At 68.3% G+C, this 20,507-nt stretch carries 21 protein-coding genes; 6 read left to right on the top strand and 15 right to left on the bottom strand.

Annotation, left to right across the window (positions count from 1 at the left end; translation table 11 throughout):
- Positions 1-29 precede the first annotated feature (29 nt).
- Positions 30-992 carry an adenosylcobinamide-phosphate synthase CbiB gene (gene cbiB, locus DS843_RS10440; RefSeq protein ID WP_149468819.1) on the top strand — a complete coding sequence of 321 codons (963 nt, stop codon included), beginning with the start codon at positions 30-32 and terminating at the stop codon, positions 990-992.
- A 43-nt stretch (positions 993-1,035) separates the two neighbouring features.
- Here cbiB and DS843_RS10445 read toward each other — a convergent pair whose 3' ends face one another.
- The 9 genes from DS843_RS10445 to DS843_RS10485 all read right to left on the bottom strand — a co-directional run bounded on the left by DS843_RS10445 (position 1,036) and on the right by DS843_RS10485 (position 11,064).
- Positions 1,036-2,454, bottom strand: a complete 1,419-nt coding sequence (locus DS843_RS10445; RefSeq protein ID WP_149468820.1) for a homospermidine synthase — start codon at positions 2,452-2,454, stop codon at positions 1,036-1,038.
- A 140-nt stretch (positions 2,455-2,594) separates the two neighbouring features.
- The gene (locus tag DS843_RS10450; protein WP_149468821.1) at positions 2,595-3,896 is read right to left on the bottom strand and encodes a type III PLP-dependent enzyme; all 1,302 of its coding nucleotides are present in this window, start codon (positions 3,894-3,896) and stop codon (positions 2,595-2,597) included.
- Positions 3,897-4,328: 432 nt separating this feature from the next.
- A complete protein-coding gene (locus tag DS843_RS10455) occupies positions 4,329-5,141 on the bottom strand; it encodes a hemerythrin domain-containing protein (RefSeq protein WP_149468822.1) in 813 nt (270 codons plus the stop codon).
- A gap of 119 nt (positions 5,142-5,260) precedes the next feature.
- Complete coding sequence (locus DS843_RS10460) at positions 5,261-5,824, bottom strand: 1,2-dihydroxy-3-keto-5-methylthiopentene dioxygenase (RefSeq protein ID WP_149468823.1); 564 nt, start codon at positions 5,822-5,824, stop codon at positions 5,261-5,263.
- A 100-nt stretch (positions 5,825-5,924) separates the two neighbouring features.
- Entirely contained in the window at positions 5,925-7,163 is a 1,239-nt protein-coding gene (locus DS843_RS10465; RefSeq protein ID WP_149468824.1) for an MFS transporter, read from the bottom strand.
- A 121-nt stretch (positions 7,164-7,284) separates the two neighbouring features.
- Positions 7,285-8,157 carry a VOC family protein gene (locus tag DS843_RS10470; RefSeq protein ID WP_149468825.1) on the bottom strand — a complete coding sequence of 291 codons (873 nt, stop codon included), beginning with the start codon at positions 8,155-8,157 and terminating at the stop codon, positions 7,285-7,287.
- Positions 8,158-8,251: 94 nt separating this feature from the next.
- Positions 8,252-8,764 carry a thioesterase family protein gene (locus tag DS843_RS10475; protein ID WP_149468826.1) on the bottom strand — a complete coding sequence of 171 codons (513 nt, stop codon included), beginning with the start codon at positions 8,762-8,764 and terminating at the stop codon, positions 8,252-8,254.
- A gap of 52 nt (positions 8,765-8,816) precedes the next feature.
- The gene (locus DS843_RS10480; protein ID WP_475849080.1) at positions 8,817-9,221 is read right to left on the bottom strand and encodes a MerR family transcriptional regulator; all 405 of its coding nucleotides are present in this window, start codon (positions 9,219-9,221) and stop codon (positions 8,817-8,819) included.
- Positions 9,222-9,345: 124 nt separating this feature from the next.
- The gene (locus tag DS843_RS10485) at positions 9,346-11,064 is read right to left on the bottom strand and encodes a long-chain-fatty-acid--CoA ligase (RefSeq protein WP_149468827.1); all 1,719 of its coding nucleotides are present in this window, start codon (positions 11,062-11,064) and stop codon (positions 9,346-9,348) included.
- A gap of 235 nt (positions 11,065-11,299) precedes the next feature.
- On the opposite strand from DS843_RS10485, the gene DS843_RS10490 reads away from it, so the two are divergent.
- From DS843_RS10490 to DS843_RS10500, 3 genes are all read left to right on the top strand, one after another.
- Positions 11,300-11,608: an SCP2 sterol-binding domain-containing protein gene (locus DS843_RS10490; RefSeq protein ID WP_149468828.1), complete on the top strand. Its 309-nt coding sequence runs from the start codon at positions 11,300-11,302 to the stop codon at positions 11,606-11,608.
- Between the two features lie 73 nt (positions 11,609-11,681).
- Positions 11,682-12,314 (top strand): DUF6134 family protein, encoded by a 633-nt coding sequence (locus tag DS843_RS10495; protein WP_149468829.1) that lies wholly within the window; start codon positions 11,682-11,684, stop codon positions 12,312-12,314.
- Between the two features lie 23 nt (positions 12,315-12,337).
- Positions 12,338-12,622 carry a DUF1488 family protein gene (locus tag DS843_RS10500; protein WP_149468830.1) on the top strand — a complete coding sequence of 95 codons (285 nt, stop codon included), beginning with the start codon at positions 12,338-12,340 and terminating at the stop codon, positions 12,620-12,622.
- A gap of 19 nt (positions 12,623-12,641) precedes the next feature.
- Here the strand turns inward: DS843_RS10500 and DS843_RS10505 are convergent, their stop codons facing one another.
- From DS843_RS10505 to DS843_RS10530, 6 genes are all read right to left on the bottom strand, one after another.
- Entirely contained in the window at positions 12,642-13,409 is a 768-nt protein-coding gene (locus DS843_RS10505; RefSeq protein WP_149468831.1) for an ABC transporter ATP-binding protein, read from the bottom strand.
- Complete coding sequence (locus tag DS843_RS10510; RefSeq protein ID WP_208852215.1) at positions 13,397-14,161, bottom strand: ABC transporter permease; 765 nt, start codon at positions 14,159-14,161, stop codon at positions 13,397-13,399. Before DS843_RS10510 ends, DS843_RS10505 begins: the two co-directional genes overlap by 13 nt.
- A gap of 5 nt (positions 14,162-14,166) precedes the next feature.
- The gene (locus tag DS843_RS10515; RefSeq protein WP_149468832.1) at positions 14,167-15,198 is read right to left on the bottom strand and encodes an ABC transporter substrate-binding protein; all 1,032 of its coding nucleotides are present in this window, start codon (positions 15,196-15,198) and stop codon (positions 14,167-14,169) included.
- Positions 15,199-15,473: 275 nt separating this feature from the next.
- Positions 15,474-17,348, bottom strand: coding sequence for an adenylyl-sulfate kinase (gene cysC, locus DS843_RS10520; RefSeq protein ID WP_149468833.1), 1,875 nt, complete (start codon positions 17,346-17,348; stop codon positions 15,474-15,476).
- An 18-nt stretch (positions 17,349-17,366) separates the two neighbouring features.
- Complete coding sequence (cysD, locus tag DS843_RS10525; RefSeq protein WP_149468834.1) at positions 17,367-18,164, bottom strand: sulfate adenylyltransferase subunit CysD; 798 nt, start codon at positions 18,162-18,164, stop codon at positions 17,367-17,369.
- On the bottom strand, positions 18,161-18,883 hold the full coding sequence (locus tag DS843_RS10530; RefSeq protein WP_475849081.1) for a phosphoadenylyl-sulfate reductase: 723 nt from the start codon (positions 18,881-18,883) through the stop codon (positions 18,161-18,163). The genes cysD and DS843_RS10530 overlap by 4 nt, the downstream gene beginning before the upstream one ends.
- A gap of 233 nt (positions 18,884-19,116) precedes the next feature.
- Between DS843_RS10530 and DS843_RS10535 the strand changes: the two genes are divergently transcribed.
- Positions 19,117-19,674, top strand: coding sequence for a precorrin-2 dehydrogenase/sirohydrochlorin ferrochelatase family protein (locus DS843_RS10535; protein WP_286192039.1), 558 nt, complete (start codon positions 19,117-19,119; stop codon positions 19,672-19,674).
- Positions 19,671-20,495 (top strand): uroporphyrinogen-III C-methyltransferase, encoded by an 825-nt coding sequence (gene cobA, locus DS843_RS10540; RefSeq protein ID WP_149468837.1) that lies wholly within the window; start codon positions 19,671-19,673, stop codon positions 20,493-20,495. The genes DS843_RS10535 and cobA overlap by 4 nt, the downstream gene beginning before the upstream one ends.
- The last annotated feature ends 12 nt before the right edge of the window (positions 20,496-20,507 follow it).

The following is a 20,507-nucleotide window of genomic DNA, read 5'->3' on the forward strand; positions in this document are numbered from 1 at the left end:
CCCTTCCCTTCCCCAAAGGATTCCGTCCCGTGGAGTTTCATCCGTCCGTGCTCGCCGCCGCTCTCCTCATCGAGGCCGCCGCCGGCTATCCGGACGCACTCTACGCCCAAATCCGTCACCCGGTGGTGTGGATCGGTGCGCTTATCGCCCGGCTCGATCCTGCACTCAACCGGGAGAGCGATTCTTTCGCGGTGCGGAAGGCGGCAGGGGTGCTCGCCCTGCTCGTCCTGCTGCTGGTGGTCGGCGGGGCGGCATCGGCGGTGGCGGCCCTGTGCCGGCACTTTCCTCTGGGCGGCCTGCTGGAGGCCGCGCTGGCCTCCACCCTGCTGGCGCAGCGCAGCCTGCACGACCATGTGGCCGCGGTTGCCGCCGCCTTCCGCAGCGGCGGGCTGGACGCGGCACGCGAGGCCGTGTCGCGCATCGTGGGCCGCAACCCGGCTTCCCTGGACGAGCACGGCGTCAGCCGCGCCGCCATCGAGAGCCTGTCGGAGAACTTCTCGGACGGAGTCGTGGCGCCCGCCTTCTGGCTGCTGGTCGGCGGGCTGCCGGGCATCGCGCTCTACAAGGCGATCAACACCGCGGACAGCATGATCGGCCACCGCACGCCCCGGCACGAGGCCTTCGGCTGGGCGGCGGCGCGGCTGGACGATCTGGTCAACCTGCCCGGCTCCCGCCTGTCGGCGCTTCTGATCTGGGTGGCCGCCCGTTTCACCGAGGGTGCCGACGCGGACGAATCCTGGCGGTCGGTGCGGCGCGACGCCCACCGTCACCGCTCCCCCAACGCCGGCTGGCCGGAGGCGGCGATGGCCGGCGCCCTGGACCTTCGGCTCGGCGGGCCGCGGGTCTATGGCGATTCGCGGATCGAGGACGCCTGGATGGGGCCGGGCCGCACCGCGGCGACCGCGCAGGACATCACCCGCGCCCTGCATCTCTACCGGCGCGCCTGCATCGCCCTGGTGGCCGGCGCGCTTCTGCTGGCGCTGACGCTCTGAAAACCGCAAAGGAAAAGGGGCTCCGCAGAGCCCCTTTCTTATGTCAGACGACTCGGAAGTTCTTGAACTGCCAGGGATCGTCCTGGTCCACATCCTCCGGGAACAGGCGCCCGCGGTCCTGCAGCGGGGTCCAGTCGCCGTACGCGCCGACCAACTCTCCAAGGTAGGGCGAGGCGACCTCCAGAATGCGCTGGAAGTCGATCTCGTCCGGCTCGACGATGCCCCGGTTCGGGTTCTCCAGCGCCCACACAATGCCGGCCAGGACCGCCACCGTGACCTGGAGCGAGGTCGCGTTGTTGTAGGGCACCAGCCCGCGCGCCTCGTCGATCCCCAGACGGGAACCGAACCAGTAGATGCCCTTCTTGTGACCCATCAGCAGCACGCCCAACTCGTCCATGCCGCTGACGATCTCCTGCATCATCAGGCGCTGGCTCGGCTGCATGTACCAGTTCTTGCCGGCCAGCTCGTGCACCGACTTCACCGCGTCGTCGCAGGGGTGATAGGCGTAATGCACGGTCGGGCGGTAGGTGACGTGGTTGCCGTCGCGCAGGGTGTAGTAGTCGGCAATCGAGATCGCTTCGCTGTGGGTGATGAGGAAGCCGTGGAACGGCCCCTCCAGCGGAGTCCAGGTGCGCACGCGGGTGGAGGCGCCGGGGCGCATCAGGTAGATGGCGGCGTCGCAGCCGAACTCGTGCCGGCGGCCATCGGCGGGGAAATGCTTCTCGTGGCTGCCCCAGCCGAGTTCGGTGGGCTGGCAGCCCTCGCCCACGAAGCCGTCGATGGACCAGGTGTTGACGAACTCGCCCACCTTCTTCGGCTCGTTGGACACCTGGGTGTCGCGCTCCGCGATGTGGATCACCTTGACGCCCAGCCGGGCGGCCAGAGCGGCCCAGCCCGCGCGGTCCTTCGGGATCTCCGTGGATTCGCCCGTGTCCGCGGCGACGTTCAGCAGCGCCTGCTTCACGAAATGCGAGACAAGGCCGGGGTTGGCGCCGTGGGTCAGAACGGCGGTCGGCCCACCCTCGAAGGCGGCGCGGTGCGACAGCGCCGTCTCGCGCAGGGCGTAGTTGGAGCGCAGCGACGGCGACAGGGACGGGTCGGTGTAGCCGCCGGCCCACGGCTCGACGCAGGTGTCGATGTAGAGCGCGCCGACCTTGTGGCAGAACTCGAACAGGGCGACGGACGACACGTCCACCGACAGGTTGACCAGGAAATCGCCCTTGCCCACCATGGGCTCCAGCACCTGGACGTAGTTCTCCCTCGTCAGCGGCAGGTTGATGAATTTGACGCCAAGCTCATCCGCCTCGGCATGACCGCGCTCCTCGGCGGTGACGATGGTGATCTGGTCCTTCGTGATTCCGATGTGGCGCAAAATCAGGGGCAACACTCCCTGGCCAATCGATCCGAAGCCGACAATGACCATGCGGCCGGTGAAGGTGATGTGCTTGGTGTCCAGGGTCATCTAAGACGGTCCCCCGTGGTTGGCGTGACAAAAATACAGCCCGTCACCCTCGCGCCTCTTGCAAAGGCGGAGGGTGGCGGACCAACGATGGTTTACGGTGATTTTTTAGGGATATCCACCGCTTTCCCGCGATGCGGGACTTACGCGACGCAGCTCTTCAGGTCGTAGCCGGGCGTTTCCAGAAGCGGCGCGTCCGAAACCTCGACCACGCGGGCCTGGTCGAACCCGTTGAAGGCGGTGCGCAGGCAGGAGCCGTAGGCCCCCAACTGGCCCAGCTCGATCCAGTCGCCGACGCGGATGTCCGCGGGCAGGTGGAACGGGCCGTTCATGCGGTCCGCGCTGTCGCAGGTCGGGCCGTAGAAGGCGAAGGCCGCTATCGGCTCGTCGCCCATCGGCGCGAAGGGACGGATCATGCGGGCCGGGAAGCGGAAACCGGGAACCCCGGCGTCCGACAGGGCGCCGTAGACGCCGTCGTTGATGAACAGCTCGTTGCCGCGGCGCTTCACCACCTGCACCACCAGCGACACGCCCGGCGCCACCAGCGCGCGGCCCGGCTCGCACCAGACGCGGCAATGGGCCGGCAGGTCGAGCTTGGCCACGCCGCGGGCGATCGCGGCCATGAAGTCGCCGAGCGGCGGCGGGGTGACGCCCGGATAGGAGACGGGGAATCCGCCGCCCACATCCAGAACGTCGATCACGACGCCCGACTCCGCGACGATGCGGCCGGCCAGTTCCAGTGCCCGCTCGTAGGCGGACGGGTCGAGCATCTGCGAGCCGACATGGAAGGACACGCCGACCTTCGGGGCCACCATGCGCACGGCCTGGAGGAGTTCCACGGCTTCCGCCGCCGGGGCGCCGAACTTGCCGGACAGGTCGTAGACCGCGTTGCCCTTCGGCAGGGCCAGACGCACGACGAGGCCGAGATCCTGCGCGTCGCCGGTCTCCTCCAGAATCTTCTGAAGCTCCTCCATGCTGTCCAGCACGAAGTCGCGCACGCCGTACTGCTGGTAGGCGGTGCGGATCGCCTCGCGGCCCTTCACCGGATGCATGTAGTGCAGCACGGCGTCCGGAAACATCTGGCGGATCAGGCGGATTTCGCCGGGCGAGGCCACGTCGAAATGGCGCACGCCGCCGGCCCACAGGGCGCGCAGCACCGCCGGCTCCGGGTTGCACTTCACGGCGTAGAGCACGTCGCCGGACACGGCGGCGTCGAAGGCGGCCACGAAGCTGGCCGCGGTGTCGGACAGCACGCCCGGACGGATGCAATGCATCGGCTCTTCCGGGCGGGCCATCGCCACCGCCTGATGGACGGAGGTGCGGCGGCCCGACACGGCCCCCGAAACGGCCCCCGACATGGCCGAAGAACCGGCAAAGGACGGGGTGGAGACGGAAACGCCGCGTCGCAGCGGGGCGACGGCGGAACGCGAGCGGATGAAGCCCATGGCGCACTCCTTACCCTGGGCCACCCGGCGTGGGGCGGTCCAGCGAACAGACGGGAATCCGGCACGGCTTCAAGGGCCGCGGATCGGAATTCGGGTTGTGGTGAAAGGCGACGGAGAAAAGCCGGGTCAAACGCTCACGAGCGGGCTAACAGCTCCGCAGGTTCAAAGCGTCGATGTCCGGCTATGGGCTACCGTCTGAGAGCCCTGCCGTGGAGAGCCAACATGCCTACCTCCCTCTCGGGACCGGCCCACTGATGACCGGTTCTGCCAAAAAGGACGCGGTACGTCGTTGCATAACCACAGAGGGCCATTGGCACGTGCGAGTGCGTCGTGCCCGATGAATTACGCTTTTTCCCCGGCGATTCAAGTGATTTTTTGATGACAGGCCGGGATCGGCCCGGGATCGGCCCGGGATCGGAACGACTGCGGCGCTCAGCGGCCCGCTTCCGCGAAGGTCGGGCGGTCGGAGCCGAGCACATGGTCCATCAGCCAGAAGCGCAGGAATCCGCGCACCGCCACGCCGGTGTCGAGCCGCCCCTCCTCCACCTGCTGCCGGATTCGGGCGAATTGGCTCTCCAGCATCCGGTGATGGTTGCGGTGGGACACGAAGCGGCTGGGCGCCATGCGGCGCAACACCCCCTCTTCCATGGCGAAATGGGCGTGCACATGGTCGTGCAGCATCCCCAGCAGGTCCAACGACTCGCGCGCCCGGGCGCCTTGGCGGCTCATCGCGTCCAGTTCGTTCATCAATTCGGCGATCTGGCGGTGCTGCGCGTCGAGCGGCCCCACCCCGACATCGAAAGCGTCGTCCCAGACGATCAGCGCCGCACCCTCCGGCGCCGTGGAAGCGTCGCGCACCAGCGCGGCGTAGTCTCCGTCATGCCGGATTTCATGGCGGCTCAGGGCGGCGTCCAGCGTCTCCGCCACCGTGCACAGGAAGTCGGTGGTGACCTCGCAACCGCACACATAGTCGATCAGGCGCCCGAACTGCTGGTCCAGCATCGCGTGGTGGCTGGCATGCTCCTCCCACCGGGCGAATCCGGCGGCGCGGATGATGACCTCCTCATGGTCGAAATGCATCCGCATCTCGTCCACGAAGCGGTTGAAATGGGGCACCATGACGTCACGGGTGGCACCGGCCGCGCATTCGCGGCGGATGGAATCGACGCGCCCCATCAGCGAACGATGGCTCGCGTCGATGAAGCCGTTGCCCGTGCTCGGGACGGTAGGGCCGTCCGTGGTCATGGAGCCTCCGAAGCGTGGACGCGGCGCTGCCGGTCGGGTACCGGTGCCGCAAGGCTTGTAACAGCGCAGGTTTCCCCCCGCAATCGGCTGCGGCGAAAGGGGTCAGGACGATGGGCGGATCATCCGGCGGGGCGCTCATCCGGGTGGTATTTCGGATAGCGGTCCGCGATCGCGTCGCCGGTGAAGGCCGCCACCCAGCCGTCCGGGCGCGTGAAGAATCGGATGGCGGTGAATTCCGGGTCCGCCCCCATGTCGAACCAGTGTTTCGTCCGCGCGGGAATGCTCAGCAGGTCTCCAGCCCCGCAGACGATCCGGTACACCGTCTCGTTCAAGTGCAGATAGAAGGCGCCGCTGCCCTGCACGAAGAACCGGGCCTCGTCCTCGTCATGGGTGTGTTCCGCCAGGAAGGCCGCGCGGCGGGCCGCCGCGTCCGGCAGGCCACGCGGCATCCGCACCACGTCGGCGGATTGGAAGCCGCGCGCCTTCATCAGGGCCGCGACGGGCTCGGCGTAGGCGTCCAGCACCGACCGCGGGTCGGCGGAATCGGGAACGGTCCGTGGCTCCTCCCAGCGCTCGAACAGCACGCCGGCCAGCGCCAGATGGGCGGTGACCAGGGCCGGATCGGCGGACGAAAGCTCCGCGACGGATGGGTCGGTGTCGCTGTAGACGGTCAAACGCGCCATGGCCGCCTCGTTGTGCAGATGCACCCAGAATGAGATGGGCCGTCGGAGAACGCAACCCGCAAGAGGAGCCACACATCCCGGTATGCACGCGCCTGGGGTGTCAGCGGCGGATCGCCAGTCCCAGCGACACCGCAAGCCCGACCGCCAGAAGAAGGCCGACGAAGGCGCCAACCCCGGCCCAGCCCAGCCCGTGCCAGAAAACGCCGCCCAGCGTCCCGGCAATGGTGGAGCCCATGTAGTAGCAGAACAGATAGATCGCCGACGCCTGCCCGCGGTTGACCGGCGCCCGCTGCCCGATCCAGCCGGAGGCGATGGTGTGGACCCCGAAGAAGGCGAAGGTGAACAGCGCGATCCCGGGCGTCAGCGTCCACAGATTGTCCGGCGTCATCAGCGCCAGCCCGCCGGTCATCATCGCCGCGGCGGCGGCCAGCACCCTGCCCCGCCCCAGCCGGACGGCCAGCCCGCCGAACAGCGGCGAACTGACGACTCCGCAGAGATAGACCATGAAGACGGCTCCGACCGCCGCCGGACGCAACTCGAAGGGAGGCGCCAGGAGCCGGAAGCCGATGTAGTTGAAGACCGTGACGAAGGCCCCCATGGACAGGAATCCCATGGCGAACAGGGACAGCAGCCCGCGGTCCATCAGGTGCCCGCGCCACGCCGCCGTCAGTTCCCGCATGCCCGCCGGACGGCGCTGGAAGTTGCGCGAGGCGGGCAGCGCGAACCACACCGCCACTGCGGCGGCGAGCCCCAGCGTCCCGACCACCCCCATCGCCATGCGCCAGGACGCGAGGTCGGCGACCAACGCCGTCAGCGCCCGGCCCGACATGCCCCCCAACGCCGTTCCGCCGATGTACAGCCCCATGGTGACCCCGGCGGAGCGCGGGTCCACCTCCTCCGACACGTAGGCCATGGCGACGGCGGGAAGGCCGCTCAGCGCGATGCCCTCCAAGGCCCGCACGGCCAGCAGCGAACCCCAGTCCGGCGCCACCGCCCCGCTGAGCCCCAGCGTGCCGGAGGCGAGCAGCGACAGCGCCATGATGGCCTTGCGTCCGAACCGGTCGGACACCGCCCCGGCGATCAGCAGCGCGAAGGCCAGCACGCCGGTGGACACCGACAGGGCAAGGCTCGATTGGGCGGGGGTGACACCGAACTCCCGCGTGAATTCCGGCATCAGCGGCTGCACGCAATAGAGCGCCGCGAAGGTGGAGAAACCGGCCACGAAGAGGATTCGGCTTGCCCGCTTGTAGGCCGGCGTGCCGGCGACGAGATACTCCGCCGCCGCGTTCCCCTGTCCCGCCGCTTCGATCGCCACCCTGCCGAAATCGCCGTCCGCCACGTCGCCCGCCTCTGCTGCGTTGCAGCATAATCAATCCGTGGCGACTGTGCTCCCGCGGCGGCGCGCTGTCCAATAGATCAAACGCAGTCCTGCAATATGATTCCGCTATGACAGGCCAGGATCAGGGAATCAGGGCGCGCAGATCGAAGTCCTTGGCGAAGGCCAGCATGGCGCCGCAGGCGCTGGCGGAGGACACGCGCAGCACACCGTTGCCGACCACGGTCGGGAACTTGCTCTTCTGAAGGGCCTGCTGGGCGCGCTCCAGGTCGGCCACCCGCACCACCACGCCGGCCAGGAAGGGGCGCAGCACCGTCAGGGCGGGGTCGCCCGTCCATCCCCAATTCAGCGCGGCGGGATCGGCCACCACGATGGGCGCGCTGCCGGTCGGCACGACGCGCGCCGGTCCCTGTGCCTCCACCGCCGTGCCGAACAGGCGCGCGTAGGAGGCGGCGGTGGCGTCGGGATCGTCGGCGGCGACCACAAGGGCGGCAAGGCCCGTCGCCGTGTTGTCGTGCCGGACAAGTTCCGGGCGCCAGACCACGTCCGGGGTGTGGTGCTGGCACAGGAAGACCCGCCCGCCCCATTCCGGAACGCCGTCGATCGGTGTCGTGGTGAATCGCGCCTGCTGCGCCCCGCCCGGCAGGTCCACCGGACGCCCGAACTCCACCGGCTCGCCCGCCGGATAGCCGGCTTCGGCCAGCAGGCGCCGCGCCGCGCGGGCATCGCCGGTCTTCAGCGCGGCGGCGGCGATGCCTTCGCGGGTCTTCAGGACGTCGCTGTAGAAGGCGGTGAAGGGGTGCGGCTGTTCGATGGCGAGCAGTTCGAGATAGTCGCCCGCCCCGAACATAATCGTGTGGTTGGCCGATTTCAGTTCGCCGTGCCGGCCCGTCGGCGAGACGGTGAAGCCCATGCGGCGGTAGGCATCCTGCGCCTTCTCCAGATCGCGGACCACGATGACGAGATGGTCGATGCCGTCGATTCCGTGCGCGCCCATGACCGTTGCCTTTCCGCCTTGTCTGGTTTCGTCCAGCCATAGAGCAGCCGGACGGCGTGGCGCAAGCGTCAGGGCGCCATATCAGATCGCCATATCAGATCCCCAGGGGGCGTTCGCGCCACGCGGCCACGAAATCGGGCATGGGCGGCGATTCCCGATGCTCGCCGTGAACGGCCAGGATATCCGCCGGGGGAACGACGGCGCCGCGGACGACGAAGGCCCCCTGAACCACCGCCAGCGCCGCCGTGCCCCCGGCGGTTTCCACCCGGTGTTCGATGAAGAAATACTTGTCGTCCCAGCACAGCACGCGGGTCGCCAGTTCGAATCGCTGGAAGGGCGCCAGCGGGCGGCGGAAACGCACGTTGGCCGCACCGATCACCGGCTGCCAGCGGTGCCGCAGGATCGACCGACCCATGCGGGAGCGCAGCATCAGATCGACCCGCCCCAGGTCCATGACGCTGAAGTAGCGGGCGTTGGTCATGTGCATGTTGAGGTCGAGATCGGTGGGCCAGACCCGGAAGCGCAGCCGCGCCGGTTCCAGGAACCCCACCGCCCGCCCCGCCAGGGCAGCCGCGACGACGGCGATCAGGCGAAACAGCAAATTCATGCCCCATCCCCTCCGGGTTCCGGCCCGGCGGGGCGGATGGGACCGCACCGGCTCAGGCGCTCTTCGACGTCACCCCGCGCTCGTCCAGCGCGGCTTGCACCTGGGCCTCGATTTCCCGCAGTTCGCCCACGGTCGCCTCCAGGTCCTGGCGCTGCTGCTCCAGGTCCTTCAGCCGCGCGTCGATGCGCTTCTGCAGAACCTTCAACTGTTCCACCCCGCCGTCCACGTTGTAGAGGTCCAGATATTCCCGGATCTCCGCCAGCGAGAAGCCCAGCCGCTTGCCGCGCAGGATCAGCTTCAGCCGGGCGCGGTCGCGCTTGGTGTAGACGCGGTTGTTGCCCAGGCGGTTGGGCGACAGCAGCCCCTTGACTTCGTAGAAGCGGAGGGCGCGGGGGGTGATGCCCAGTTCCTCCGCCAACTGATTGACCGTGTAGAGCTGTTCCATGGTGGGGGGCACGCCTTCCGTCACGTCGCGCCGCGACGGCGTGGATGGCGAAAGCCGTTCGCTCCACGCCGCCGGACAGCGTCACCCGTTCCTACCACACCCGCCGCGGCGAGACAAAGCCGCGCGCCCCTCCATGTCACGTCTCAGGCTTCTGCAAACTCTCGGCGATCAGTTCCTTCTTCGACAGTTTGCCAACCGCCGTCTTCGGCAGTTCGGCGCGGAATTCGATGAGCTTCGGCATTTCGATCCGCGAGATCTTGTCGCGCAGGAAGTCCTTCAATTGCTCCGCCGTCAGGCTGGCGCCGGGCCTGATCTGGACGAAGGCCTTGGGACTCTGGCCGCGGTAGTCATCGGGAATGCCGATGACGCAGACCGCGACCACGTCCGGGTGCTGGTAGATGGCCTCCTCGATCACGCGCGGATAAACGTTGTAGCCGCCGCAGATGATCAGCTCCTTCAGCCGGTCCAGCAGGAAGACGTAGCCGTCCCCGTCCATCATCCCGACGTCCCCGGTGAACAGCCAGCCGCCAACGACGGTGCGCCGGCTCTCCTCGTCCTTGTTCCAGTAACCCGCCATGACGTTGGGACCGGACAGCACGAGCTGCCCCTTCTCGCCCGCCGGCAAGACGCGGTCGGGATCGTCCAGCGCGCGGATCTGCACCATGATGCCCGGCAGCGGAAGGCCGATGGAGCCTTCCTTGTTCACGCCGGTCAGCGGGTTGCAGGCGCAGACCGGCGACGCCTCGCTGAGGCCGTAGCCCTCCACCAGGACGCAGCCGGTCGCTTCCTCGAACTGGCGCTTCAGCTCCATCGGCAGCGGCGCCCCGCCGGAGATGCAGTAGCGGACCGACCGCATCGGATAGCGCGCCACGTCCGGATGGCTCAGCAGCGCCTTGTACATGGTCGGCACACCGGGCAGCAGAGTCGGCTTGCGCCGCGCGATGGTCTTCAGCACCTGCAGCGTGTCGAAGCGCGGCAGCATGACCAGCTCCGCCCCCGCCGCCAGCCCCATGTTGAGGATCACCGTCATGGCGAAGACATGGAAGAAGGGCAGGACGGCGAGCATCCGCTCCTCCCCCAGCGCCATGCCGGGAAACCAGGCCTTCACCTGCCTTGCGTTCGCCACGAGGTTGGCGTGGGTCAGCATCGCCCCCTTGGGCACGCCGGTGGTCCCGCCCGTGTATTGCAGCACCGCCACGTCGCGCCGCGGGTCCACCCGCACCGGCTGGAAAGCGCCGTCGTTGGCCAGCAGCGCGTCGAAATCCACATGCCGCCCGTCCTGCGGGATGCTGGCAAGCTCGCTGCGCTTCAACACGCGGAACAGCACGCTCTTCACCGGGGACAGGATGGACGCCATGCGGCAGACGACGACCGTCTTCAGCCGCGTGCGGTCCAGCATCGCCTCGATCCGCGGGTAGATCTGCTTCAGATCGAGCGTGACCATGATCTCGGTCCCCGAATCCTCGATCTGGTGCTCCAGCTCCCGCTCCACATAGAGCGGGTTGTAGTTCACGACCGTGCCGCCGGCCTTCAGAATCCCGAAATAGGCGATCACGTAGGTCGGGGTGTTCGGCAGGCACAGCCCCACCCGCACCCCCGGCTTCACCCCCATCGCGGCGAATCCCTTGGCCGCCCGGTTCACCAGCCCCAGCACCTCCGCGTAGCTGTAGCGGCGGCCCAGGAAGTCCAGGCACGGGCGGTTGGCGTAGCGGCGGGCGGCCTCCTCGAACAGATCGGCCAGCGGGCTCACGGCGATGGGCTGGTCCCAGGCAATGCCCTCGGGATAATGGGCCAGCCAGGGATGGTCCGGCGTGTCGTTCCCCGTGCGGCCCTTACGCGCAAGATTCTCGGTCATCTCCGATCCTCCCGGCTGCGCGGCGGGTCAGGACAAGGGACGGCGCTGGACGGTGCGGGGCAGCGGGATTCCGGGCGCGGCGGCGTTCTGCATGGTTTCACTCCCCTTGGATGATTTGATGTTCCCTGGATCGTTCGGGCGCCGGGAACGTTTTGGTTATGACGTTGACGTAAACGTAATGTCCGCATACTGTCAAGACCGACAAACATGAATCCAAGGGGAGAGAGACCGATCCATGGTTGAGGACATCCTGCGCGAATTGCAGTCCCGCTCCACCAGCTTCCGCAGCCTGAAGGCCGACGTCCGCTTCGCTCTGGAGGACGGCGAGGCGGTGCGGGTGAACGCCCGCGAGACGCCCGTCGCCATCGCGCGGGAGGATGCCGGGGCCACCGATCCCGATTGCACCATCCGCATCTCCGCCGAGAACCTGAAGAAGCTGATGGACGGGCGCCTGAACCCGATGCTGGCCTTCACCATGGGCAAGCTGAAGGTGGACGGCTCCATGGGAGTCGCCATGAAGCTGGCTCAGCTTCTGGACGATTGAGCGAAGCAAACGGACGGCTCAAACGGACGGCGGCACCATAAGCCGCCGCCATCATTTCAGGGGGGAACGAACCATGACGCACGCCCTGCGCGCGGCGCTGGCGGCTGGCGGCCTGCTGCTGTCCATGGCCACGGCGCACGCCGCCGACCCGCGCACGCTGACTTACCGCATTCTGATGGACGACGATCCGGTCGGCACGGAAACCGTCCGGCTGGAACACCAGGGTGAGGTGACGAAGGTCGCCGTCACCGCCACGACCCGCGTGAAGGTGCTGTTCCTGAATTTCCGCTACGACCACAAGCGGGATGAGGTCTGGAAGGGCCGGACCCTGGAGTCCATGAGCGCCCGGACGGACGACGACGGCACGCCCCACGCCGTGGCGATGGTCCGCCGCGGCTCCGGCTACGCCGTGACCGCGGACGGCAAGGCGGCAGAGGCCGGCGGCGACGCCCTGCCCCTGACGCTGTGGACTCCGGAGGTGCTGACGCGCCCCACCCTGCTGTCGGTCATCGACGGCAAGCCCTATGCGGTGCGCACCGACCTCGTGGGCAATGAGACGCTGAGCATCGGCGGGCGGGCCGTCCCGGCGCAGCATCACCGCATCTCCGGCGACGTGGAGCGCGACCTGTGGTTCGACGCGCAGGGCACGTTGCTGAAGACCCGCTTCAAGCGCAGCGGCTACGATGTTACCTACATCCTGGACTGAGATGTGTTCTGCGTGAGGGTGCGATGCCGCTGTTCGTGTTCCCCGACGACCCGTCCTGGAACGAGGAGGCCGATGCCGTGGAGTTCGCGGTGGAGGTCGGGGAGTATCACGGGCGGGTCTTCGTCCCGCGCCGCGCCCTGCAAAGCCTCGCCGGCCATCTGCCGAAGCCGGACGAGGCGTTGCAGTATGTCTGCCTGAACCGCCCGGTCTTCGACAAGGCCGTGGAGGCCCGCATCATGGACCGCAAGCTGGACCCAGATGCGAACATCCACCTGACGGCACGGGATGTGCGGCGGGTGGCGTCGTAGGGGGCCCGGTTCAACAGCGTCAAATGCTGTAATTGTCCGCGATCCCCGACCGCAACTGCTCCACTTGCTCGCGGAAGCCGCCGCTGTCGCGGCCCGGCTCGTTGCGCACGTCCTGCACGATGCGGGCCGGGCTGCCGCCCAGAACGATGATGCGGTCGGCGAGGTGCACGGCCTCTTCCAGATCGTGCGTGACGAACAGCACCGTTTTGCCCGTCTCGCGGTGGATGCGCAGCAGTTCGTCCTGGAGGCCATGCCGCGTGATGGCGTCGAGCGCTCCGAACGGCTCGTCCATCAGCAGGATGTCGGGATCGACGGCCAATGCGCGGGCAATGCCGACGCGCTGGCGCTGGCCGCCCGACAGTTCGTAGGGCCAGCGCCGCCCGTAATCGTCCAGCCGGACGAGGCGCAGCGCGGCGGCCACCCGCTCCTCCCGCTCGGCGGTGCCGATGGGCAGACCTTCCAGACCGAAGCGGACGTTCTTGGCGACCCGCCGCCAGGGCAGCAGGCGGGCGTCCTGGAAAACGAGGCTGACCGGACGGTGGCCCGGCTTCTTCGTCTCGTGAATGGTGACGGCACCGGCGCGCGCCGTGTGCAGCCCGGCGACGACGCGCAGCAGGGTGGACTTGCCGACGCCGGAAGGACCGACGATGGCGACGAAGCTGCCGCGCTCGATGGACAGATCCACGTCCACCAGAACCGGCGGAGCCTCGGCGCCATAGCCGATGGCGACGCCCTTCAGGTCGATTACGGCAGACCCGTTCATGTTCGCGCCGTTTACTTTTGCCATGCCAGCACCCGCTGCTGAACCTGCATGAACAGGAAGTCGCACACGCCGTAGAGCGCCGCGATGGTCACCATGTAGAGCACGACGATGTGCGTGGCGAGCAGGCCGGAGGCATCCGACATGCGCGCGCCCAGGCCGGTGATGCCGAACAGTTCCGCCGCCACCACGGTCATCCAGCCCTGCCCAAGCCCGGCGCGCACGCCGGACAGGATTCCCGGCAGCGCGCCGGGCAGGACGATCTTGAACAGGCGCGGGATCAGACCGCCCTGCCCGAAGGCGTGGCCCAGCTCGATCAGGTCCTTGTCCACCCCGCGCACCGCGCTGTAGGTGGCGTAATAGTTGATCCAGAAGACCGTCAGCGCGATCAGGAAGGTCGCCGCCGCCTCGCTGACGCCGAACCAGATGATCGCGAAGGGAATCCAGGCGATGGACGGGATGGGGCGCAACATGCGCACCACCCAGGCCTGGAAGGCGTCCCACACCCCCCAGGTCGCCGCCGCCGTGCCGAAGGTGATGCCCAGAACGGTGCCGAGCACCAGCCCCGACAGATAGTGCGACAGGCTGGCGAGGACCATCGCCTGCCAGGTGCCGGACCGGAACTCCGCCAGGAAGGCGCCGGGCACCGCGCTGGGCGACGGCAGCAGGCCGGCGGGCACGACGCCGCTGCGGGCCAGCGCTTCCCAGGCGAGCAGGAAAGCGCCGACGCCGAGCGCCGACAGGGCGATGGAGGTGTGGAACTTCAGCGGCTGACGCATCGCGCTTACTTCGCGGCGGCCGCGTCGTAGAAGCGGAAGTCGAACGCCTCGGCCACCGGAACGGTGCCTTCGGCGGAGCCGATCTCCTTGGCGAAGGCCATCATCTGCTCGACCGCCGGAACCACGCCATGCGGGTCGGCGACGAACTTGGAGCCCGGCGAGCGGAAGGCGGCCTCCAGCGTGGCCGGTTCCATCAGACCCTTGCCCAGATACTCGTTGGCGACCTTGGCGGAGCGGGCCGGGTCCTTGGCGATCAGATCGACGGCGCGGATGTGCGCCTTCAGAAGGCGGGTCAACGCCTCGCCATGCTCCTTCACGACCGCGCCGCGGGCGGAAACGACCGTGCCGGGCTGGTTCGGGAACATCTCCGCACCGGTCGCCAGCAGGCCGACGTTCGGGTCGACCTTCTGGGTGACGGTCACCGTCGGCTCGCGGATCGTCGCGGCGTCGAGCGCGCCGGCCAGCAGGGCCTGCTGCGTCTTCTCGATGCCCATGGAGATGATCTCCACATTGGCCGGGTCGGCCTTCACCACCTTGAACAGCCAGTGGCGCAGCACCGTGTCCGGAACCGAGCCCGGCGGCTGTGTGCCGATCTTCACCTTGCGGCCCGTGTCGGCGACGAACTTGGCGAAGGACTCGGCGGTCGCCTTGCCGCCCAGAGCCTTGGCGAACTCGCCGCGGCTGGCGACGACCATCTCTTCCACCGCCGAATTGGCGATGACCGACACGTCCGCCCCCTTGGAACGGGCGACCAGAACCGGCGCCACGCCCGCATAGAGCAGGTCGATCTTGCCGGCGGCCATCGCCTGGATCGCGTGCGGGCCGGATTCGAACTTGGTCAGCTTCAGGTCGATGCCCGCCTCGCGCGCCCAGCCTTCCCCTTCCAGGATGAAGAGCGGAGCGGCGGCGAGGATGGGGATGTAGCCGACCTCCAGCTTCACCGGATCGGCGGCGCGGGCCATGCCAGGGGTGAAGGCGGCCAGGGAGGCGACGGCGGCCACGGCCAGCATCGCGGAGCGTCGGGTCAGGGCGGTCATTGATCCATCCTCGCAGGAAATACGCCGTCTATTTAGCACATCTCCTATCGGAAGGAAGAGTGAATTGCACATGTCGCAATGATGAAATGAGCCATTTAACAGAATAAAATGGCTAATAATCCCCTCTCCCGCCCCGGGAGAGGGTGGCGCCGAAGGCGCCAGGTGAGGGTAAGATCAAGGATCAGGCGCTGATCCGTAGCCGGCACCCTCACCCTTCCCGCGCTTTGCGCGGGCCCCTTCCCTCTCCCGGGACGGGAGAGGGAAATCAAGGCCCCTTACACCCGGTCGCGCTTCAGGGCGTTCCGGCCGAACGCGCCGTCCACATAGTCGAGCAGTTCGCCCAGCGCCTCCACGGGGCTGACCTTGCCGGTGTCGATGGTCAGTTCCGGCGATTCCGGTGCCTCGTAGGGGGCGGAGACGCCGGTGAACTCCGGGATCTCCCCGGCCCGCGCCCGGCGGTACAGGCCCTTGGGGTCGCGCGATTCGCAGGTGGCGAGGTCGGCGGCCACGTAGACCTCGTGGAAGCGCTCGCCGCCGATGGCCCGCGCCCGCGCGCGGTCGGCCTGGAGCGGCGAGATCAGCGAGGCGATGACCAGCACGCCCGCGTCCGCGAACAGCTTGGCCGTCTCGGCGACGCGCCGGATGTTCTCCGCCCGGTCCTCCGCCGAGAAGCCCAGCCCGGCGTTCAGCCCGTTGCGGACGTTGTCGCCGTCCAGCACGAAGACCTGCCAGCCGCGGTCGAACAGCGCCCGTTCCAGCGCCATCGCCAGCGTGGACTTGCCCGCCCCGGACAGGCCGGTCAGCCAGAGCACGCCGCCCTTGTGCCCGTTGGCGGCGGAGCGCTCCTCCGCCGTGACGGTGTGCGACACCTCGGTGGTGTTGGCTGACGCGGCGGGACCCTCGTCCACCTCGACGACGATGCAGCCGCCGACCACGTCGTGGCCGTCGATCAGCACGCCGCGCCCGGTGCGCGACATCTCCGACGCGAGATCGATGGCGATCGGCGAGCGGGAGCGCAGGACGACCTCGGCCACCTCGTTGCGGTGGACGGCCTTGGCCGGCGTGCTGGACAGGTCCTCGATGTCGATGACGGCGGTGATGCTCTCCACCGTCACGCGGTGTTCCGACGTCGTGATCTTCAGCGTGTAGGTCTTGCCGACCGTCAACGGCTCCGACGTCAGCCAGAAGGCCCGGACGCCCAGCCGGTGGGTGACGTGCGGCGCCCCTTCCTCATGGTGCGCGATGTGGCCGCGCTCGGCGAAGATGCGCTTGTCCAGCGTGATGCCGACGCTCTGCCCGGCCTGGGCGGCGACGATGGGCTGGCTGTGGTTCCACCCCTCGATGCTGACCACCGTGGCGGTGGCGCCGGTGGGCGAGAAGCGCAGCGTGTCGCCGACGCGCAGGCGCCCGCTCTCGATGCGGCCGGCCAGGATGCGGCGGTCGTCGGGCTTGTAGACGTCCTGGAGCGGAAAGCGCAGCGGAAGCTCGGTCGGGGCCTGCTGCGGGCGGAAGGCGTCCAGCGCCTCCACCACGGTCGGGCCATCGTACCAGGGCGCCTTGTCGGAGCGGGTGACGATGTTGTCGCCGTGGCGCGCCGCGATGGGGATCACCGTGGAGGTGTGCAGGCCGAGTTCCGCCAGATAGGCGCGGATCTCCTGCGACACCGCCTCGAACCGGTACTGGTCGAAATCGACCCGGTCCATCTTGTTCACGGCGACCGCCACCTGACGCACGCCCAGCAGATGCAGCAGGAAGGCGTGGCGCCGCGACTGCTCCAGAGCGCCCTCGGCGGCGTCGATCACCAGCAGGGCGGCGTCGGCCTGCGAGGCGCCGGTCACCATGTTCTTCAGGAACTCGGTGTGGCCCGGCGCGTCGATGATGACGTAGGGGCGCTGCTCCGTCTTGAAGTGGATCTGGGTGGTGTCGATGGTGATGCCCTGGTCGCGCTCGGCCTGGAGCGCGTCCATCACGAAGGCCCATTCGAAGGGCATGCCGCGCTTGCGGCTCATTTCGTGGACCTGCTCCACCTTGCCGTCGGGCAGGCTGCCGGTGTCGTTCAGCAGGCGCCCGATCAGCGTGGACTTGCCGTGGTCGACATGGCCGACGATGACGATGCGGAGCTGGCCGTTCAATTCGTTCCGGATATCCATGGTCCCAATCCCCGCTTCTTACATATAGCCCGAGCTGCGCAGGCGCTCGAAGCTGTCCTCGGCCTCGTTGTCCATGGCGCGGCCGGCGCGCTCCGGAATGCGGGTCACGACCAGTTCGGCGATGATCTCGTCGATGGTGCCGGCGGTGCTGTCCACCGGGAAGGTGATGTTCTTCTCGCCCAGCGAGCGGTAGCGCTTGCCGTCCTTGGCGAAGTACAGCGGGACGATGGGAATCCCCTCGCGCTTGGAATAGCGCCAGATGTCCAGTTCGGTCCAATGCAGCAGCGGGTGGATGCGAACGTGGGTGCCTTCGTCGAAGCGGGTCTTGTAGTGGTCCCAGAACTCCGCCGGCTGGTCCTTCACGTCCCAGTCGCCTTCCAGCGAGCGGGGGGAGAAGACGCGCTCCTTGGCGCGGGTCGCCTGCTCGTCGCGGCGGATGCCGACCATGATGCCCTGGTACTTGCCGGTGCGCAGAAGGTTCTTCAGCCCCTCCGTCTTGCGGGCGGCGGCGCGGGTCAGCGGCGGCAGGGTCTGGTCCATCTGCTCTTCCGGCGGGCACTGCTCCACCCGCAGGTCGAGGTCCCATTCCCCGGCGATGCGGTCGCGGAAGTCGTAGACCTCCTGAAGCTCCATCGCGGTGTCGAGCTGGACGACCGGGAACGGCACGCGCCCGAAGAACGCCTTGCGGCACAGCCAGAGCAGGACGTTGCTGTCCTTTCCGATCGACCACAGCAGAGCCAGCTTGTCGATGCGGTTGTAGGCCTCGCGGAGGATGTAGATGCTCTGGCTCTCAAGATAGTCGAGATCGGCGGTCATGGTGCGGTTCCGGTCTTCGTGAAGGTGTGAATGCCGCATTCGGTCTTGGCGGTGCCGGCCCATCGGCCCGACCGCGGGTCCGCACCGGGAGCGACACGCTCGGTGCAGGTGAAGCAGCCGATGGACAGGAAGCCGTCGGCCTCAAGCGGGTGGCGCGGCAGGTTGCGCCGCGCGAATTCCTGGTCGATCCGCTCGCGGTCCCACAGGGCGAGCGGGTTGATCTTGATGCGGCCCGTGCCCTCTTCCGCCTCGAACAGGGGAAGAGCGGCGCGCGTGGCGGCCTGGAACCGCTTGCGCCCGGTCACCCAGGCGTCGAAGCCCTCCAGCGCGCGGTCCAGCGGGACCGTCTTGCGCAGATGGCAACAGGCGTCGTGCGAGCGGGTGAACAGCAGGCCGTCGGCGTCCTCCGCCTCCAGATCCGCGTCGGTCGGGCCGATGGTGCGCACCCCGGTCAGGCCGAGCGCGGACACCAGCTTGTCGCGGTAGCGCAGCGTCTCGCCGAACAGCTTTCCCGTGTTGACGAAGAGCACGGGGAAGGACGGGTCGGCCTCCGCCGCCATGGCGAGCAGAACCGCGGATTCCGTTCCGAAGGACGACACCACGGCGACGCGGCCGTCGAATTCGTCGCGCAGCAGCGCGTTCAGAAGCACCGCCCCTTCCAGCCGCCCATAGCGTTCGGCCAGACCCGCCACGCGGTCGGCAGCGCAATCAGATGTCACGGCCTGAGCAAATCCATCGAGCATGGCCTGTTTGCCTATCCACACAGTGGAGTATTTGTTCTGAATTGCACATTAACACCGGTTTTACGGCATTGCAATGCATATACATTGTCTAGTTGTATTATAGGTTTACGTGAGTTTGTGAAATCTGTTGATTATACCCCGGCATCGCGCTTAAATGCGCCCATGACGCCTATTAACGATATCCTTCGTGTGCTTTTTGGGGGGCTCCGGTGATCCCGGTTGCCCTTGATCCTGCGCATGTGCGGATGGCGCTCGTCGGCCAAGGACCGCTGGCGAAACGCCGCCTCGCCCAGCTTCTGGAAGGCGGCGCGGCCCCCGCGGTCTATTCACCGGAAGCGGATGCGGAATTGGCGGGCTTGGCCGGTGATGGCCTGCGCCGCGCCCTGCCCTCGCCCGGCGAATTGGACGACGTGCGGGTGTTGTTCGTCGTCGGGATCGAGGACGAGGCCGCGGCGGCACTCGCCCGTCAGGCGCGGGAGCGGGGCATCCTGGTGAATGTCGAGGATGTGATTCCCCTCTGTGATTTCCACTCCCCGTCTGTGATACGGCGCGGCGACCTTCTCCTGACCGTCTCCACCGGCGGCAAGAGCCCGGCTCTGGCCCAGGTTCTCCGCGAGAGGCTGGAGACTCTGTTCCCCGCCGTCTGGGCAGACCGGCTGGTGGAGCTTGCCGCTCTCCGCGACCGGCTGCGCGGCGCGGGCGCCAAGGGACCCGAGGTTCTGCGCGCCTGCCGGGACCTGATCGCCGCCAAAGGATGGCTGCCATGATTGCTGCGTCTCTTCTGTCCCGCCTGCCCGTCTTCGAGCCGGGAAGCGTCTGGCTGGCCGGGGCCGGTCCCGGCGATCCGGGCCTGCTGACCCTGCTGGCCGCCAAGGCGCTGGGCGAGGCCGACGCCATCGTCCACGACGCGCTGGTCGGCGGCGGCATCCTGGAGGCCGCCAACCCCGACGCCCTTCTGGTGGACATGGGCAAGCGCGCCGGCCACCCCTCCCCCAAGCAGGAGGCGATCAACGCGCGGCTGGTGGAGCTGGCGCGGGAAGGCCGGCGGGTGCTGCGGCTGAAGGGCGGCGACCCCTTCGTCTTCGGGCGTGGCGGCGAGGAGTGCCTGGCGCTGGCCGAGGCGGAGATCCCCTTCCGCGTGGTTCCGGGCGTGACCGCGGGCATCGGAGGGCTGGCCTACGCCGGCATCCCGGTGACGCACCGCGGCTTCGGCACCACGGCGACCTTCGTCACCGGGCATGACAAGGCCGGCGGCCTGCCCGCCGATCTGGACTGGGACGTTCTGGCGCGGATGCCCGGCGCGCTGGTCTTCTACATGGCGCTTGGCACCATCGGCACCATCGCGGACCGGCTGGTGGCCTCCGGCAAGCCGCCGATGACCCCGGTCGCCATCGTGTCGAGCGCCAGCACCGAGGCGCAGAGCGTCGTCGAAACCAATCTTGTCCATTGCGCGCGGGACGTCGTGCGGCTACAGGCCAAGCGCCCCGCCATCGTCGTGGTCGGCGAGGTCGTGCGGCTGCGCGCCCTGATCGGCGCGTGGCAGCAGACCACCGGCCGGAACCCGTTTCCCATCGCCGTGTCGGCGTGAGCGTTCGTGTTA

The organism is Roseomonas genomospecies 6 (assembly GCF_008365375.1).
Classification (GTDB): domain Bacteria; phylum Pseudomonadota; class Alphaproteobacteria; order Azospirillales; family Azospirillaceae; genus Azospirillum.

Bases quoted from the DNA above. Each gene is read 5' to 3' on its own strand.
- DS843_RS10445 (WP_149468820.1), bottom strand. From the start codon at position 2,454: ATGACCCTGGACACCAAGCACATCACCTTCACCGGCCGCATGGTCATT.
- DS843_RS10450 (WP_149468821.1), bottom strand. From the start codon at position 3,896: ATGGGCTTCATCCGCTCGCGTTCCGCCGTCGCCCCGCTGCGACGCGGC.
- DS843_RS10455 (WP_149468822.1), bottom strand. From the start codon at position 5,141: ATGACCACGGACGGCCCTACCGTCCCGAGCACGGGCAACGGCTTCATC.
- DS843_RS10460 (WP_149468823.1), bottom strand. From the start codon at position 5,824: ATGGCGCGTTTGACCGTCTACAGCGACACCGACCCATCCGTCGCGGAG.
- DS843_RS10470 (WP_149468825.1), bottom strand. From the start codon at position 8,157: ATGGGCGCGCACGGAATCGACGGCATCGACCATCTCGTCATCGTGGTC.
- DS843_RS10475 (WP_149468826.1), bottom strand. From the start codon at position 8,764: ATGAATTTGCTGTTTCGCCTGATCGCCGTCGTCGCGGCTGCCCTGGCG.
- DS843_RS10485 (WP_149468827.1), bottom strand. From the start codon at position 11,064: ATGACCGAGAATCTTGCGCGTAAGGGCCGCACGGGGAACGACACGCCG.
- DS843_RS10490 (WP_149468828.1), top strand. From the start codon at position 11,300: ATGGTTGAGGACATCCTGCGCGAATTGCAGTCCCGCTCCACCAGCTTC.
- DS843_RS10495 (WP_149468829.1), top strand. From the start codon at position 11,682: ATGACGCACGCCCTGCGCGCGGCGCTGGCGGCTGGCGGCCTGCTGCTG.
- DS843_RS10500 (WP_149468830.1), top strand. From the start codon at position 12,338: ATGCCGCTGTTCGTGTTCCCCGACGACCCGTCCTGGAACGAGGAGGCC.
- DS843_RS10505 (WP_149468831.1), bottom strand. From the start codon at position 13,409: ATGGCAAAAGTAAACGGCGCGAACATGAACGGGTCTGCCGTAATCGAC.
- DS843_RS10510 (WP_208852215.1), bottom strand. From the start codon at position 14,161: ATGCGTCAGCCGCTGAAGTTCCACACCTCCATCGCCCTGTCGGCGCTC.
- DS843_RS10515 (WP_149468832.1), bottom strand. From the start codon at position 15,198: ATGACCGCCCTGACCCGACGCTCCGCGATGCTGGCCGTGGCCGCCGTC.
- cysC (WP_149468833.1), bottom strand. From the start codon at position 17,348: ATGGATATCCGGAACGAATTGAACGGCCAGCTCCGCATCGTCATCGTC.
- cysD (WP_149468834.1), bottom strand. From the start codon at position 18,164: ATGACCGCCGATCTCGACTATCTTGAGAGCCAGAGCATCTACATCCTC.
- cobA (WP_149468837.1), top strand. From the start codon at position 19,671: ATGATTGCTGCGTCTCTTCTGTCCCGCCTGCCCGTCTTCGAGCCGGGA.